The 15,537-nt window shown below is 72.3% G+C and carries 12 protein-coding genes; 4 read left to right on the top strand and 8 right to left on the bottom strand.

What is annotated here, in order from left to right; all coding sequences use genetic code 11:
• Positions 1–108: 108 nt before the first annotated feature.
• From NEH16_RS21280 to NEH16_RS21270, 3 genes are all read left to right on the top strand, one after another.
• Positions 109–1,152, top strand: coding sequence for a hypothetical protein (locus NEH16_RS21280; protein ID WP_265544378.1), 1,044 nt, complete (start codon positions 109–111; stop codon positions 1,150–1,152).
• A 218-nt stretch (positions 1,153–1,370) separates the two neighbouring features.
• A complete protein-coding gene (locus tag NEH16_RS21275; RefSeq protein WP_265544376.1) occupies positions 1,371–4,679 on the top strand; it encodes a S8 family serine peptidase in 3,309 nt (1,102 codons plus the stop codon).
• 179 nt (positions 4,680–4,858) lie between these two features.
• Positions 4,859–5,887 (top strand): aspartate-semialdehyde dehydrogenase, encoded by a 1,029-nt coding sequence (locus tag NEH16_RS21270; protein ID WP_265544375.1) that lies wholly within the window; start codon positions 4,859–4,861, stop codon positions 5,885–5,887.
• A 49-nt stretch (positions 5,888–5,936) separates the two neighbouring features.
• On the opposite strand, the gene NEH16_RS21265 is transcribed toward NEH16_RS21270, so the two are convergent.
• On the bottom strand, positions 5,937–6,455 hold the full coding sequence (locus tag NEH16_RS21265; RefSeq protein ID WP_265544374.1) for a DUF1203 domain-containing protein: 519 nt from the start codon (positions 6,453–6,455) through the stop codon (positions 5,937–5,939).
• Positions 6,456–6,568: 113 nt separating this feature from the next.
• Here NEH16_RS21265 and pepN point away from each other — a divergent pair, with 113 nt between their 5' ends.
• On the top strand, positions 6,569–9,145 hold the full coding sequence (gene pepN / locus NEH16_RS21260; protein WP_265544373.1) for an aminopeptidase N: 2,577 nt from the start codon (positions 6,569–6,571) through the stop codon (positions 9,143–9,145).
• Positions 9,146–9,207: 62 nt separating this feature from the next.
• On the opposite strand, the gene NEH16_RS21255 is transcribed toward pepN, so the two are convergent.
• Genes NEH16_RS21255 through NEH16_RS21230 form a run of 7 tightly spaced genes read right to left on the bottom strand, consistent with a single transcriptional unit; the run spans position 9,208 to position 15,492 of the window.
• Complete coding sequence (locus NEH16_RS21255; protein ID WP_265544372.1) at positions 9,208–10,857, bottom strand: fused response regulator/phosphatase; 1,650 nt, start codon at positions 10,855–10,857, stop codon at positions 9,208–9,210.
• Positions 10,854–12,668: a sensor histidine kinase gene (locus NEH16_RS21250; protein WP_265544371.1), complete on the bottom strand. Its 1,815-nt coding sequence runs from the start codon at positions 12,666–12,668 to the stop codon at positions 10,854–10,856. Before NEH16_RS21250 ends, NEH16_RS21255 begins: the two co-directional genes overlap by 4 nt.
• Positions 12,665–13,159, bottom strand: a complete 495-nt coding sequence (locus NEH16_RS33950) for a SpoIIE family protein phosphatase (RefSeq protein WP_430523763.1) — start codon at positions 13,157–13,159, stop codon at positions 12,665–12,667. Before NEH16_RS33950 ends, NEH16_RS21250 begins: the two co-directional genes overlap by 4 nt.
• Complete coding sequence (locus tag NEH16_RS33945) at positions 13,096–13,863, bottom strand: anti-sigma regulatory factor (RefSeq protein ID WP_430523762.1); 768 nt, start codon at positions 13,861–13,863, stop codon at positions 13,096–13,098. The genes NEH16_RS33950 and NEH16_RS33945 overlap by 64 nt, the downstream gene beginning before the upstream one ends.
• Complete coding sequence (locus tag NEH16_RS21240; RefSeq protein ID WP_265544370.1) at positions 13,851–14,276, bottom strand: anti-sigma regulatory factor; 426 nt, start codon at positions 14,274–14,276, stop codon at positions 13,851–13,853. Before NEH16_RS21240 ends, NEH16_RS33945 begins: the two co-directional genes overlap by 13 nt.
• The gene (locus NEH16_RS21235; RefSeq protein ID WP_073965178.1) at positions 14,273–14,650 is read right to left on the bottom strand and encodes an STAS domain-containing protein; all 378 of its coding nucleotides are present in this window, start codon (positions 14,648–14,650) and stop codon (positions 14,273–14,275) included. Before NEH16_RS21235 ends, NEH16_RS21240 begins: the two co-directional genes overlap by 4 nt.
• Positions 14,647–15,492 carry an STAS domain-containing protein gene (locus NEH16_RS21230; RefSeq protein WP_265544368.1) on the bottom strand — a complete coding sequence of 282 codons (846 nt, stop codon included), beginning with the start codon at positions 15,490–15,492 and terminating at the stop codon, positions 14,647–14,649. Before NEH16_RS21230 ends, NEH16_RS21235 begins: the two co-directional genes overlap by 4 nt.
• Positions 15,493–15,537 lie beyond the last annotated feature (45 nt).

Below are 15,537 nucleotides of genomic sequence, written 5' to 3'. Positions count from 1 at the left end.
CACGCCGGACGGGCCGGGTGGTGATGCAGGACGGTGTTCTTGTCCGGGTATGTCGACGGGCCTGTAACAACGGTTCAAGTTCCGGCCGTTGGCGGGATACACCGGAGCATGACCCAGAACACCCCGCTTCACTCCGGCCCCTCCGTTCCCACGCGTGGGCGGCAACGCGTCGTCTCCGCCGCCCAGTTGAAGGCGATGGGCGTGCCCGTCGGGCGGGCGGCGGAGCGGTGCCGGGACGGCGGTCCGTGGCAGCAGCCGTTGCCCGGTGTCTTCGTCCTGCACCCGGGTGCGCTCAGCGGCGGGGAGCGGCTGCGGGCCGCCCTGCTGTACGCGGGGCGCCCGCCGGCCTCCGGGCGGCGCCCCGCCCCCGCCCCGGCCGTGGACCCGGCGTACGGGGACGCGGTGCTCACCGGACTCGCCGCGCTCGCGCTGCACGGCTTCGCCGCCGCGCCGCCCGCCGCCTCCGTGGAGCGGGTCGACGTGCTGGTGCCCCGGGTGCGGCGGCTGCGCTCGGCCGGGTACGCCCGGCTGCTGCGGACCGCCGAGCCGCCGTGCCCGGAGTGGGTGGACGGGCTGCCGGTGGCCCCGGTGGCGCGGGCACTGGCGGACGCGGTGGCCGGGCTCGCTGACGCGGTCACGGTGCGCCGGCTGCTCACCGAGGCGGTGCGCGGCGGCCACTGCGAACCGGCCGTGCTGGTGGGCGAGCTGAACCGGGCCAAGGTGCTCGGCCGGCCCCAGGTGGTCGACGCGGTCGACTCGCTGCTCGCCGAGGGCCGGGCCATGGCGGAGGAGCGGCTGTACGCCATGGTGCGCACCCATGGGCTCGACGAGCCGCTGTGGAACGTGGACCTGAGGCTGCCCGGCGGCCCGCACCTGGGCCGCGTGGACGCCTACTGGCCCGAGGAGGCGGTCGCGGTGGAGCTGGACACCAGGGCGCCGCGCCACAGTCGGCACGACGAGAGGCACGAGGCCGAGTGGTCGGCGTACGCGGCGCGGCGTGAGCACCTGGAGCGGCTCGGCGTCACCGTCGTGCACCTCGCGCCGCAGAAGCTGCGGGAAGCGCTCGGGCAGCAGGCGGCCGTGGTCCGGACAGCGCTGATGGCCGCGGCGGACCGGGAGCCCGCGGCGTATGTGATGATCCTTCCCCGCTGAACCGGGGCGCCACACCTCGCACCCGGCCACCTCGCGTCACATGGCTGGATTCGCGTCCCGTATCCACCCGTTCGTCCCTGCTGGCGCTTCCGTCCCGGTGGCGGAATCCCGCCATGTACTCAACAAGCCCCCACAACTCTCCACAAACCCCTGTCATTTACGAAAGGGTGAGCGGTCATCCGGTACCGATTTCCGGACTCTCTCTTTCACATACAGGGATGCTGATGACCTCCGAATCCCCCGGTTCCATATCCGGAGCGAGACGAGCGGCCCGGGTGGCGGCCGCAGCCGGTCTGGTGGCCGCTCTGGCCGCCACCGGTGTCGCCCCCGTCTTCGCCGCCGACGATCCGGCCTCCGCCCCCGTCAAGGCCGCCGGCACCGCTCCGGCGGACAAGCTGGGCACCGCCGACGCCGAGGTCCTGACCAAGGCCAAGGCCAAGGGCGAGAAGAACGTCACGATGATGGTCGCGACCGCCCCCGGCGCGACCGAGCAGGTCACCAAGCAGCTGGACGCCGTCAAGGGCTCCGTGCTGGGGCGTGCGTACGACAAGCTGGGCTACGTACGGGCGACCGTGCCGACCGCGACCGCCGAGGCCACCATCAAGGCGGCGTCGAAGCTCAGCTCCGTCCACGGCATCGACCTCAAGCAGGAGATCGTGCTGGACGACCCGACGCCCGCCGCCGATCGCGCGACCGGCGCCAGGAGCAAGGCGAAGTCCACCGGCAGCTACCCGGCCCCCGGGAAGAAGACGCCGGCGAAGAACCCGTACAACCCGTCCTTCGAGACGGGCGCGGTCGACTTCGTGAAGCAGCACCCGAAGGCGGACGGCCGCGGGATCACCATCGGCGTCCTGGACGCGGGTGTGGACATCGCGCACCCCGCGCTCCAGAAGACCACCACCGGTGAGCGCAAGATCACCGACTGGGTGACCGCCACCGACCCGGTGAGCGACGGCGACGGCACCTGGCTGCGGATGACGGACGCCGTCTCCGGCCCGGTGTTCACGTACAAGGGGCGTACGTACAACGCGCCCAAGGGCTCGTACCGGATCAGCCTGTTCGCCGAGGCCGCCACCAAGGGCGGCGACATGGCGGGCGACCTGAACCGCGACGGCGACACCACCGACACCTGGGCCGTGCTCTACGACCCGGTCAGCGGCGCCTCCCGGGTCGACCTGAACAACAACGGCGACTTCCGCGACGACACCGCCCTCAAGCCGTACAAGGAGAAGCACCAGGTCTCCTACTTCGGCAAGGACAACCCGCGCACCGACGTCGTCGAGCGCATCCCGTTCGTCGTGGAGAACCGCAAGGACGTCGTCTACAACGCCGCCGGCGCCACCTCCGACTACGTCTCCATCGGGGTCATCGAGTCCGAGCACGGGACGCACGTCGCCGGGATCACCGCCGCCAACGGCCTCTTCGGCGGCAAGATGGACGGTGCCGCGCCCGGCGCGAAGATCGTCTCCTCGCGCGCCTGCACCTGGTCCGGCGGCTGCACCAACATCGCGCTCACCGAGGGCATGATCGACCTCGTCGTGAACCGCGGCGTCGACGTCGTCAACATGTCGATCGGCGGCCTGCCGCCGCTGAACGACGGCAACAACGCCCGCTCCGAGCTGTACAAGCGGCTGGTCGACATCTACGGCGTCCAGCTGGTCATCTCGGCCGGCAACGACGGCCCCGGCGTCAACACCATCGGTGACCCCGGCCTCGCCGACCACGTCATCTCGGTCGGCGCGTCCATCTCCAAGGAGACCTGGGCCGCCAACTACGGCTCGAACGTCACCAAGAAGTACGACATGCTGCCCTTCTCCTCGCGCGGCCCGCGTGAGGACGGCGGCTTCGCGCCGACCCTGACGGCGCCCGGCGCGTCGATCAACTCGACGCAGACCTGGCTGCCCGGTTCGCCGGTCGCCGAGGCGGGCTACTCCCTGCCGGCCGGCTACTCCATGCTCCAGGGCACGTCGATGGCCTCCCCGCAGGCCGCCGGTGCCACCGCGCTGCTGCTGTCCGCCGCGAAGCAGAAGCACATCGAGCTGCCCCCGGCCGACCTGCGCACCGCGCTGACCAGCACCGCCACCAAGATCAAGGACGTGCCCGCGCACGCCCAGGGCGCCGGTCTGATCAACATCGTGGACGCCTGGAAGCTGATCGCGAAGCAGGGCGCCCCGGCGCACGAGTACACGGTCAAGGCCCCCGTCGACACCGCGATCGACTTCGCGCTGAAGACCCCGGGCTTCGGCACCGGCCTCTACGACCGCGAGGGCGGCCTCCAGGCCGGCCAGAAGAAGACCTACGACGTCACGGTCACCCGCACCACGGGCCCGGACAAGAAGGTCGAGCACAAGCTCTCCTGGAAGTACAACGACGGCACCTTCAAGCTCATCGGCTCCGACAAGGTCGCGCTGCCGCTGGGCAAGCCGGTGACGGTCAAGGTCCAGGCGAAGCCGGGCAGCGCGGGCGTGCACAGCGCGATCCTCCAGCTGGACGACAAGAAGACCGCCGGCACCGACCAGCAGATCCTGACGACGGTCGTCGTCTCCAAGGCGCTGGCGAAGCCGTCCTACGCGTTCAAGGCGTCCGGCTCGGTGCAGCGCAACGGCACCACGTCGTACTTCGTGACCGTGCCGGAGGGCGCCAAGACCCTTGAGGTCGCGATGAGCGCCCTGCGCTCGGGCAGCCAGACCCGCTTCATCTCCATCCACCCGTACGGGGTGCCGGTGGACGACAGCGGTACGCCGTTCTGCTACCCGAACTACGAGAACCCGGCCAACACCTGCCGCCCGGACGCGCGCTCCTACCCGGACCCGCAGCCCGGTGTCTGGGAGATCGAGGTCGAGGCCCGGCGCACGTCGCCGCTGCTGGACAACCCGTACAAGCTGGACGTGGCGCTGCTCGGCGCGACCTTCGACCCGGCGGTGCAGACCATCGCCGAGGCGAAGATCGGCACCCCGGCGTCGGTCGGCTGGAAGGTCACCAACAACGCCGGTCCCCTGGAGGGCAAGCTCAAGGGCGGCTCGCTGGGCTCGGCCGCCGTCGAGCGCCCGTCGATCTCCACCGGTGGCTCGTACACCAAGGAGGTCACCATCGGTGAGGGCGTCGAGAAGCTGGACGTCGCCATCGGCGGTACGAGCGACGCCAACGCCGACCTCGACCTGTACGTGTACAAGGGGAGCGCCGAGGTCGGCTCCTCCACCACGGCCGGTTCCGAGGAGTCCGTCAGCCTGGTGAAGCCGGCCGCCGGCACGTACACCGTCGTCATCGACGGGTACGACGTCCCGTCCGGGACCACCGAGTACGACTACCGCGACGTGTACTACTCCGCGTCGCTCGGCAGGATCTCCGTGGACGAGTCGAAGGCCGTGAAGCTGGCCGCCGGCGCGTCCGCCCAGGTCGGCGCCGAGGTGAAGGTGGCCGGTGCGGCCCCCGAGGGCCGGCAGTTCTTCGGCGAGGTCAGCCTCGTGAACGCCCGGGGCACCGCGGCGGGCACCGGCAGCGTCGTGATCCAGAAGGTCGTCCAGTAGTCACACCGTGCTGAACATGTGATCCATTACGGCAGTGGGGCGGGTGCTCACCGGGCACCCGCCCCACTGTGCTGCGCGCCACTCGTCCGCAGGTCGGACAATGGATTGGACAAGGAGGCCGTGGAGAGACGCATCATGAAGCGGCAACCGTGCCCGTTCGTACGTCTGAGGGAGTTCCTGTGAAGGTCGGAATCGTCGGCGCCACCGGTCAGGTGGGCAAGGTCATGCGCAGCATCCTGGCCGAGCGGAAGTTCCCGGCCGACGAGCTGCGGCTGTTCGCCTCCGCGCGCTCGGCGGGCTCCGTCATCGAGTGGCAGGGCCGGGAGATCACCGTCGAGGACGCCGCCACGGCCGACTACACGGGCCTGGACATCGTGCTGTTCTCGGCCGGCGGCGCGACCTCGAAGGCGCTCGCCGAGAAGGTCGCCTCGCAGGGCGCCGTCGTGATCGACAACTCCTCCGCCTGGCGCAAGGACCCCCAGGTCCCGCTGGTCGTCTCCGAGGTCAACCCGCACGCCATCGCGGACCGCCCCAAGGGCATCATCGCCAACCCGAACTGCACCACGATGGCCGCCATGCCCGTGCTGCGCCCGCTGCACGAGGAGGCGGGGCTCGAAGCGCTGACCGTCGCCACGTACCAGGCGGTCTCCGGGTCCGGGCTCGCCGGCGTCGCCGAGCTGCACGGCCAGGCGTCCAAGGTCGTCGCCGACGCGGACAAGCTCACGCACGACGGCTCGGCCGTGGACTTCCCGGAGCCGGGTGTCTACAAGCGCCCCATCGCCTTCAACGTGCTGCCGCTGGCCGGGTCCATCGTGGACGACGGCTCCTTCGAGACGGACGAGGAGCAGAAGCTCCGCAACGAGTCCCGGAAGATCCTGGAGATCCCGGAGCTGAAGGTCTCCGGCACCTGCGTCCGGGTCCCGGTCTTCTCCGGCCACTCCCTCCAGGTCAACGCCCGCTTCGCCCGGCCGGTCTCCGTGGAGCGCGCGTACGAGCTGCTGAAGGACGCCCCGGGCGTCGAGCTGTCCGAGATCCCGACGCCGCTCCAGGCGGCGGGCAAGGACGCGTCCTACGTGGGGCGCATCCGCAACGACGAGACCGCGGAGAACGGTCTGGCGCTGTTCGTCTCCAACGACAACCTGCGCAAGGGCGCGGCGCTGAACGCGGTCCAGATCGCGGAGCTCGTCGCGGCGGAGCTCGCCGGCTGAAGCCGGGGCGCCGTGGGGTTCGGGGGCGCTGCCCCCGGACCCCCGCTCCTCAATCGCCGGAGGGGCTTGATTCACGCCGCACCTCGAAGTGCCAGCAGCCGTACTCCACCGCGCGTACGTGCACCAGCGCCACCGCCGGGTCCGCGAAGGCTTCCGTGAACGCCTCGTCGTACCCGCGCTCCTCGTCCGTCGGGATCTCCAGGAGGCGGCCGCCCACGATGCGGCCGTCCGCGTCGTAGCGGCGGACCGTCCGCAGCGCGCCCGCCCGCGAGAACGGGTAGCCCGTCCGGGCGGGGTCCGGGCCCTCGCACTCCTCGGCGTGGATGAAGACCGGGCCCTGTTCGTCGTACGCCCCCGGGCGGGCCCAGGTCGCCGCGGCCCAGCGGCGCAGCGGGGCGTAGGAGACGAGGGCGATGCGCTCCCCCGGTTCGCTGCCGCGCAGGCAGCACCGCAGCGGGTCGCCGCCCTCGGTCGCGATGTACGGCTCGCAGGGGCGGCCTGCGTCGTCGGTCTCCCGGAGTTCCTTCAGCGCGTCCGGTTCGATCGCGCGTGCCTCGTAAGTGGTCATGGTCCGAGCCTGCCGCGACGGAACGCCCCGGTCCGGCGGAAAACGGACATCGCCCTGGGCCGGGGTCCCGTGGAAGGATGGCGTCACACATCACAGAGCAAGGAGATGACCGCGTGCCTGGCACGAATCTGACCCGCGAAGAGGCACAGGAGCGGGCGCGCCTGCTGACCGTGGACGCGTACGAGATCGATCTCGACCTCTCCGGGGCGCAGGAGGGCGGGACCTACCGGTCCGTCACCGTCGTGCGCTTCGACTCCGCCGAGGCCGGTGCGGAGACCTTCATCGACCTGGTCGCCCCCGCGGTGCACGAGGTCGAGCTGAACGGCAGGGCGCTGGACGTCGCGGCGGTGTTCCGCGACTCGCGCATCACGCTTCCGCACCTCCAGGCAGGCTCCAACGAGCTGAAGGTCGTCGCGGACTGCGCGTACACCAACACCGGTGAGGGACTGCACCGGTTCGTCGACCCGGTCGACCAGCAGGCGTACCTGTACACCCAGTTCGAGGTGCCGGACGCGCGCCGCGTCTTCGCGAGCTTCGAGCAGCCCGACCTGAAGGCGACCTTCCGGTTCACCGTGAAGGCCCCGTCCGGCTGGACCGTGATCTCCAACTCGCCGACGCCGGAGCCGGAGAACGACGTCTGGTCGTTCGAGCCGACGCCGCGCATCTCCTCGTACATCACCGCGCTGATCGTCGGCCCGTACCACTCGGTGCACAGCAGCTACGAGAAGGACGGCGTGACCGTCCCGCTGGGCATCTACTGCCGGCCCTCGCTCGCCGAGTACCTGGACGCGGACGCGATCTTCGACGTGACCCGGATGGGCTTCGACTGGTTCCAGGAGAAGTTCGACTACGCGTACCCGTTCGCCAAGTACGACCAGCTCTTCGTGCCGGAGTTCAACGCGGGCGCGATGGAGAACGCGGGCGCGGTCACCATCCGCGACCAGTACGTCTTCCGGTCGAAGGTGACGGACGCGGCGTACGAGACGCGCGCCGAGACCATCCTGCACGAGCTGGCCCACATGTGGTTCGGCGACCTCGTCACGATGGAGTGGTGGAACGACCTCTGGCTGAACGAGTCGTTCGCCACGTACACCTCGATCGCCTGCCTGGCGTACGCCGAGGGCTCGGGGTGGCCGCACTCCTGGACCACGTTCGCCAACTCCATGAAGACGTGGGCCTACCGGCAGGACCAGCTGCCCTCGACCCACCCGATCATGGCCGACATCCGCGATCTGGACGACGTCCTGGTCAACTTCGACGGCATCACGTACGCCAAGGGCGCCTCGGTCCTGAAGCAGCTGGTGGCGTATGTCGGCATGGACGAGTTCTTCAAGGGCGTCCAGGCGTACTTCAAGGCGCACGCCTTCGGCAACACGCGCCTGGCCGACCTGCTGGGCGCCCTGGAGGAGACCTCCGGCCGCGACCTGAAGACCTGGTCGAAGGCGTGGCTGGAGACAGCCGGGATCAACATCCTGCGCCCGGAGATCGAGACCGACGGGAACGGTCACGTCACCTCGTTCACCGTGCTCCAGGAGGCGCCCGCGCTGCCCGCCGGCGCCAAGGGCGAGCCGACGCTGCGCCCGCACCGGATCGCCATCGGCTGCTACGACCTCGACGAGGCCGGCAAGCTCGTGCGTACGGACCGGATCGAGCTGGACGTCGACGGCGAGCGCACCACCGTGCCGTTCCCGGCGGGCCGGGCGCGCCCGGCCGTCATCCTGCTCAACGACGACGACCTGTCGTACGCGAAGGTCCGCCTGGACGAGGAGTCGCTGCGGGTCGTCACCGAGCACCTGGGCGACTTCACCGAGTCGCTGCCGCGCGCCCTGTGCTGGGCGTCCGCCTGGGACATGACCCGCGACGGCGAGCTGGCCACCCGCGACTACCTCGCGCTGGTCCTGTCGGGGATCGGCAAGGAGTCGGACATCGGCGTCGTGCAGTCGCTGCACCGCCAGGTCAAGACGGCGATCGACCTGTACGCGACGCCGGAGTGGCGCGAGGCCGGCCTGACGCAGTGGACCGAGGCGACGCTCGCCCACCTGCGCGCGGCGGAGCCGGGCAGCGACCACCAGCTGGCCTGGGCGCGCGCCTTCGCGGCCACCGCCCGCACCCCCCAGCAGCTGGACCTGCTGCGCTCGCTGCTCGACGGCACCGAGGCGATCGAGGGCCTGACCGTGGACACCGAGCTGCGCTGGGCGTTCGTCCAGCGGCTCGCCGCCACCGGGCTGATCGACGAGGAGGAGATCGACGCCGAGTACGAGCGGGACCGCACGGCGGCGGGCGAGCGGCACGCCGCTTCGGCCCGGGCCGCGCGGCCGACGGAGGAGGCGAAGGCCGAGGCGTGGGCGTCGGTCGTGGAGTCCGACAAGCTGCCGAACTCCCTCCAGGAGGCGGTCATCGCCGGCTTCGTGCAGACGGACCAGCGTGAGCTGCTGGCCCCGTACACGGAGAAGTTCTTCGCCGCGGTGAAGGACGTCTGGGACTCGCGGAGCCACGAGATGGCCCAGCAGGTCGCGATCGGCCTGTACCCGGCGCTCCAGGTCTCGCAGGAGACCCTGGACGCCACGGACGCCTGGCTGGCCTCGGCCGCGCCGGGCGCGGGTCTGCGCCGGCTGATGTCGGAGTCCCGCTCGGGCGTGGAGCGCGCCCTGCGGGCCCGCACGGCGGACGCGGCGGCCGCGACCGCGTAACCGGACCGGCACGAAGGGGGCGCTCCGCGACGGGGCGCCCCCTTCGTGCTGTCGCGGCCGGTTCAGCCGAGGCGGGCGGCGAGCAGCGCGATGTCGTCGGTCTTGCCCTTGCCGAAGGTCGCCAGCAGCCGGTCGCAGAGCTCCTCGATGCCGGACGGGGTCCGGGAGAGGGTGTCGCCGAGCTTCCCCAGGCTCTCGTCGAGATTCTCACCGGGCACCTCGACGAGGCCGTCGGTGAGGAGCAGCAGCGTCGAGCCCTCCGGCACGTCGTGGGCGACGGGCGGCGGGTGCGGGAGGTTGAGCCCCAGGAGGGGGCCGTGCTCGGTCAGGTAGCGCGTGGTCCCGTCCGGGTGCCGGAGCAGGGGCGGGATGTGTCCGGCGTTGGCCACCTGGATGCGGCGCGCCCCCGGTTCGACGAGGACCAGGCAGACGGTGACCGTCATCGAGGGGCGCAGGCGCACCAGCAGCGCGTCGAGGTTCTTCAGCAGGGACTGCGGGTCGTGGCCCTCGATGGCGTACGCGCGCAGGGCGTGCCGCACCTCGCCCATGATCATGGCGGCCTTGAGCGAGTGTCCCGCCACGTCCCCGATGGCGAGCAGCAGGCCGTCCGGGGTGCGGATGGCCTCGTAGAAGTCGCCGCCGATCTCGGCGTCGTCGGCGGCCGGTTCGTAGCGCACGGCCATGTCGACGCCGGGCACCTCGGGCAGCCGGTCGGGCAGGAAGGTGCGCTGGAGGGTGAGGACGAGCGCGTGCTCCTCGCTGCGGGTGCGCAGGGCTTCGAGAGCCAGCGCGCATGCCTGGGCCAGCTGCGAGAGCAGTTCGCGGTCGTCCGCGCCGGTGAGGGCGTCGGCGCGGACGGCGAACGCGACGGGCGGCCGGCCCCGCTTGGTGCGGGCGAGGGTGAGGGCGACGTCCCCGGGGAACACGTCCGCGCGGCCGTCGTCCTGGCAGGTGAGCGCCCGCCACTCGTCTCCCGGCAGGACCACGGTCTCCGTCCCGGTCCGGTCGCCGAGGGCCTTCTCCGCCAGCAGGTCCAGCAGCCGCGCCTCCGACTGCGCCGTGTCCGCCCGCGCGGGGTCGCCGCTCCCGGCCGGTGTGCTCCTCGGCGCGGCGGCCAGGTGCAGGGTGCGGTTGTCGGGGCTGAGGCCGACGGCGACGGCGGCGGACTCCATCAGCGCCGCGGCACCGGCCGCCGCCGCCGCGGTGAAGGTCTCCCCGTCCTTCGCCGCGTAGACGGCCAGGGTGCTGCTGTTGAGGGCGGCCACGCGGGTGGCGAGGCGCTCGGCGCGGCGCCGGGCACGCGCGTAGCGCAGCGCCGCGGTGACCGTGGCCAGCAGCTCGTCCGGGGCGATCGGCTCGGTGAGATAGGCGTCGGCGCCCCGGTGGAGGCCCTGGGTGCGGTCGCTCAGCTCGATCGCGGTGGCCGAGACGTGGATCACGGGCAGCGAGGCGGTGCGGGGGTCGGCCTTGATCTGCTCGCACACCTCAAAACCGCTCATGTCGGGCAGTTTGACGTCCACGACGGCGAGTTCGGGCAGCGCGCCCTCGGGGGCGGCGGCGAGCAGGGCCAGCCCCTCCGTGCCGTCTGCGGCCTCCACCACGGTGTGGCCCGCCCGGCGCAGCCAGCTGCCGACGATGTAGCGGTTGGTCTCGTTGTCGTCCAGCACGAGCACCGTCGCGGCGGCGCTGTCCCGGTGCCGTTGCACCGTCATGCGGGGCCCTCCTCCCGGTTCGCGGGCCCGGCGGCGCCGGCCCCCGTCAGGGCGGCGGCCAGCTCGGGGAGGTTCAGCGCCGCCTTGTCCAGGACGGCCCGGGCGTGGCTGAGCCGGTCCCGGTCCAGTGCGCCGGGGGGCGTCGAGGTGAGGACGACGACGGGGACGGCGGTCAGGGCCGGGTCGGCGGCGAGTTCGGCCAGTACGGCGTACCCGTCGAGGTCGGGCAGGTGCAGGTCGAGGAGGACGGCGTCCGGGCGCTCGCGGCGCACCGCGTCGCTCGCCCGGCCGCCCTCGGCCACCTCGACCACGCGCCCGGCGAGCCGGTCGAGCAGCGGCCGGATCGAGGCGCGGAAGGCGTCGTCGTCGTCGACGGTGACCAGGACGGCCACGACGGGCGCGGCCGGGTCGTCCGGGGCGGACTCGGCGGCCGACGAGGTGGGCTGGGCAGGCTGGGCGGCGGGGCGGCCGTCGGCCGGCAGGGTCACGGTGACGACGGTGCCCGAACCGGGTTGGCTCGTCAGCTCCAGGCCGCCGCCGAGGAGTTCCACGAGACGGCGTGCGTAGGGCAGGCCGAGGCCGGTGCCGCTGCGGCCGCGCTGGTGGAGCCCGCGCACCTGGTAGAACTCCTCGAAGATCTGCTGCTGCTCCTCCTCCGGGATGCCGATCCCGGTGTCCGAGACGGTGAAGACGACCTGGTCGCGCCCGTCCGCCCGGTCCGCCGCCACGTCGAGGCGCACGGTCCCCGAGGGCGTGAACTTGAGGGCGTTGGACAGGAGGTTGCGCAGGACGCGGATGAGCATGACCTCGTCGCTGACGATGCTCAGCCCGGACTCGGCCACGATCAGTTCGGCGGCGCCCGGGGACTCGTATCCGCGCAGGGTGCCGCGCAGCTGGCCGAGGGCGGCGCGCAGGTCCACCGGCGCCCAGTGGGGTTCGAGGCGGCCGGATTCGGCCTTGGCGACGTCGAGGAGTTCGTCGACCAGGGCGAGCAGGGTGGCGCCCGACGCGGAGATGAGGCCGATCTGCCGGCGCTGCTCCTCGTCCAGCCCGTCGCCGTCGAATTCGAGGAGCAGGCGGGCCAGGCCGACGACCGAGTTGACCGGGGTGCGCAGCTCGTGGCTGACGTTGGCCCAGAACCGCGTCTTGGCCTCGCTGGCCTCGCGCAGCAGGCGGGACTTCTCCTCCAGCTCCGCGTAGAGGGCCACGACGCCCCGGTTGGTCTCCTCCAGCTCCTCGGACAGCTCGGAGTAGAGGGCCACCACGCCCCGGTTGGTCTCCTCCAGCTCGTCGTTCAGGCGGCGCAGTTCCTCGCGCTGGGCCCGCGACTCGACGAGCGCGGCGATCAGGTCGCTGGTCTGGGCGCGGGGGTCGTCCGGCGCCCCGGCCTCCGTGTGGGCCAGGACGGCTTCGCGCACCTGCTGGATCGCCTCGGCCGTCCGGCCGTCGGAGGTGAGCGGCTGCTCGACGGTCACCGCGTGCTCGGACGGGGTGTAGTGCACGGCCACGAGCCGGGACGCGGCCTGGACGGCCTCGCCGCCGAGGTCCCGGTCCTCCGTCCAGTCGATGCCGACGAGCAGCAGCGGCAGCGGGCGGCGGGCCACTCCGAAGGCGACGGTCAGGCCGTCGGAGCCCAGCAGGTCCCGGCCCAGCTCGCTCAGCGCGGTGGCGAGCCTGATCTGGTCCTGTTTCTCCACCCCGAGCGCCTCGGCGGCCGACTTGCCGCTCCGGCGCAGCAGGAAGACGTCCTGCTCCGTGGTGAGGGGGAAGGAGACGAGCGGGTCGGCGCCGAGCGCCGCGAAGCTGTTCACCAGGGTCCTTTCGCCACCACGACGCCGGCGTCGTCCCGGCGCACACCCGCCTCGCGCAGCAGCTGGGCGGCGGCGACGAGCGGGGTCCGTTCGAGGAATCCGGGCATCGCCTCCGCCCGCCAGCGTTCGGTGAGGCCGTCGGAGTGCATGATCACCGCGCTGTTCCGGGGCAGTTGCTGTCGTACGGTCCGCAGGGTCGGCATCTGGTGGCCCACGATGCCGGGCGCCGACGGCAGGGAGCGGCGGGTACCGGTCGCCGGGTCCACCACGTAGGTGCTCACATTGCCGACCCCGCAGAAGGCCAGGGTGCCGGCCTCCGGTTCGACGCGGACGACGGCGACGGCGCCGCCCCGCCCGCCGCGCAGGGCCTTGTGGATCTCCCCGATGATCGCTTCGGGCTGCTCGGCGCGGGTGTCCCGGAACGCGGTCACCGCGGCCTGGGCGGCGCGCCCGGCCAGGGGCCCGTGGCCCAGGCCGTCGCAGAGGAGCACCAGGAGGGCGTCGGGGCCGCCCGGCCCGGCCGCCCCCGGTCGCGCTCCGGCCCGGCGGTCCCCGGCTGCCGGTAGCCGGTCAGCTGCGCCCAGCCGAGGCGCTCGTCCCGGACCGGGCGCGGCGCCGCGGAGAGCGGCGCGGGGGCCGGTTCCGCGGGGCGGCCGCCGCGGACGTGGCGAGCGGCCCAGGCGTCGCCGCACACTTCTTCCCCGGTGATCGTCCTCGTCAGGCCCTCGACCACGGGGCGGCCCAGCGCGGCCATCCGGACGGCCGCCTCGCGCTGCCAGAAGCGGGCGGTCAGCACGGTGCCCCGGCCGGGCAGCGAGTGCAGGTCGAAGGAGTCGGCGAGGCGGGAGATGGTGCCGAGGCCGATGCCGAGGGTGCCGGCGGTGGAGGTGCCGTCGGAGAGGGCGTGCGCGATGTCCGCCATGCCGGGGCCCTCGTCCAGGGTGACGAATTCGAGGCCCGCGTCGCTCGGCGTGCGTACGGCGCGCAGCAGGAAGGACCCCTCCACGGCGTGCCTGCGCAGATTGGTGGCCGCCTCGCTGACCGCCAGGGCGACCTCCGCGCACCGCTGTTCGTCGAGGCCGATGCGGCGGCCCAGTGCCAGGGCGGCGACCCGGGCCGCGGCGGGCAGTGCTTCCTGGTCCCGGAGCCAGACGACGTCCTCGGCGTCCAGGAGGGGAAGCGTCAGCGTGCCCATTTGGTCACCGCGACCTGGGTCCCGCTGCCCGGCTCGGTGTCCAGGACGAAGTCGTCGACCAGTCTGCGCGCCCCGCTGAGCCCGAGGCCGAGGCCGCCGCCGGACGTCCAGCCGTCGGTCAGCGCCTGCTCGATGTCGGGGATGCCGGGGCCGGAGTCCTCGAAGACCGCGGTCACGCCGGCCCGGCCGTCGCGGCGCACCAGGCCCGCGCGCATGACTCCGCCGCCGCCGTACACCAGGGTGTTGCGGGCCAGTTCGCTCGCGGCGGTGACGAGCTTGGTCTGGTCGACCAGGGAGAGCTTGCAGCGCTGGGCGAGCGTGCGCACCAGCTGCCGGGCCCGGACCACGTCGTCGTTGGTGGCGATCGGTACGGTCTCGTGCTCGGCGTCGGGGACGACCGGGGAGGTATTCATCGCCCGGCCGGACTGGCGTTGCCGCGCCTGGCCAGTATCTCCAGTCCCTTTTCCAGGGTGAGGGCCGTGCGCACGCCGCCGAGGGAGAGCCCCAGTTCCACCAGGGTGATGGCGACGGCGGGCCGCATGCCGACGACGACGGTCTGCGCGTCGAGCAGGCGGGAGATGGAAGCCGTGGTCGCCAGCATGCGGCCCACGAAGGAGTCGACGATCTCCACGGCGGTGATGTCGATGATCACACCGGTGGCGCCGGATTCGACGATCCGCGAGGCGAGGTCGTCCTGAAGCTCCAGGACGACCTGGTCCTCCAGCTCGACCTGGATGGAGACGAGGAGGACGTCCCCGATCTTGAGTACGGGTACGCGCTCGCTCACGCCGTGCCGCCGGACCGCGTGATGTCCGCGCCGTTCTGGCGCAGCGCGTGCTTGAGGGCGTCGGCCAGCGACGACTTGGTGACGATGTCGCCGAACTGGATGCCGAGCGCGACGATCGTCTGGGCGATCTGGGGCCGGATGCCGGAGATGATGCAGTCGGCGCCCATCAGCCGGGCGGCGACCACCGTCTTGAGCAGGTGCTGGGCGACCTCGGTGTCCACGGCGGGGACGCCGGTGATGTCGATGATGGCCTGGTCGGAGCCGGTGTCGACGAGGGCCTGGAGCAGCTTCTCCATCACCACCTGGGTGCGGGCCGAGTCGAGGGTGCCGACCAGCGGGACGGCGACCACGCCCTCCCACAGCTTCACGACGGGCGTGGACAGCTCCATCAGCTGCTCGGCCTGCGCGCTGATGACCTCTTCGCGGGTCTTCGCGTAGACCTCGAGCGTGAACAGCCCGAGGGCGTCGATCAGCTTGCTGAGCTGGAGGTAGGAGCGGATGTCCTCGGCCGGGGTGTCGTCGGAGGGCGCGAGGACGTCCTTGGCGGCGAGGACGCTGGTGGCGGTCTCGGTCGGGGTGAACCCCTGGCGGGCCCGCGCCCGGGACAGCTCGGCGAGCAGCGCGCGCAGTTCCGCGTAGGCGTCGCCCTGCCAGTCGAGCCCGTCTCCGCGCAGGCCCTGGACCAGTGCCGCGTACAGCTCGCGCAGCTCCCGGTCGAGTTCGGCGAGCGAGATGCGGCCGCGCAGGGTGCGGGCGACCGCCTCCACCCAGGCTCCGCCGAGCGATTCCTGCTGCTCAGCGAGCAGCTCGGCCAACCTGGCCGATATATCTTGTTTCGTCACCGGGTTGGCTCCCTCTGCCTCAGGCCCTTGGCTGCGATCCCCCGC

Origin of the sequence: Streptomyces drozdowiczii, from assembly GCF_026167665.1 — a bacterium.
In the GTDB taxonomy this organism is placed as follows: domain Bacteria; phylum Actinomycetota; class Actinomycetes; order Streptomycetales; family Streptomycetaceae; genus Streptomyces; species Streptomyces drozdowiczii_A.
This window is presented reverse-complemented; position numbering and strand designations above follow the sequence as displayed.

Bases quoted from the DNA above. Each gene is read 5' to 3' on its own strand.
- NEH16_RS21255 (WP_265544372.1), bottom strand. From the start codon at position 10,857: ATGACGGTGCAACGGCACCGGGACAGCGCCGCCGCGACGGTGCTCGTG.
- NEH16_RS21280 (WP_265544378.1), top strand. From the start codon at position 109: ATGACCCAGAACACCCCGCTTCACTCCGGCCCCTCCGTTCCCACGCGT.
- NEH16_RS21240 (WP_265544370.1), bottom strand. From the start codon at position 14,276: ATGAATACCTCCCCGGTCGTCCCCGACGCCGAGCACGAGACCGTACCG.
- NEH16_RS21265 (WP_265544374.1), bottom strand. From the start codon at position 6,455: ATGACCACTTACGAGGCACGCGCGATCGAACCGGACGCGCTGAAGGAA.
- NEH16_RS21275 (WP_265544376.1), top strand. From the start codon at position 1,371: ATGCTGATGACCTCCGAATCCCCCGGTTCCATATCCGGAGCGAGACGA.
- NEH16_RS33945 (WP_430523762.1), bottom strand. From the start codon at position 13,863: ATGGGCACGCTGACGCTTCCCCTCCTGGACGCCGAGGACGTCGTCTGG.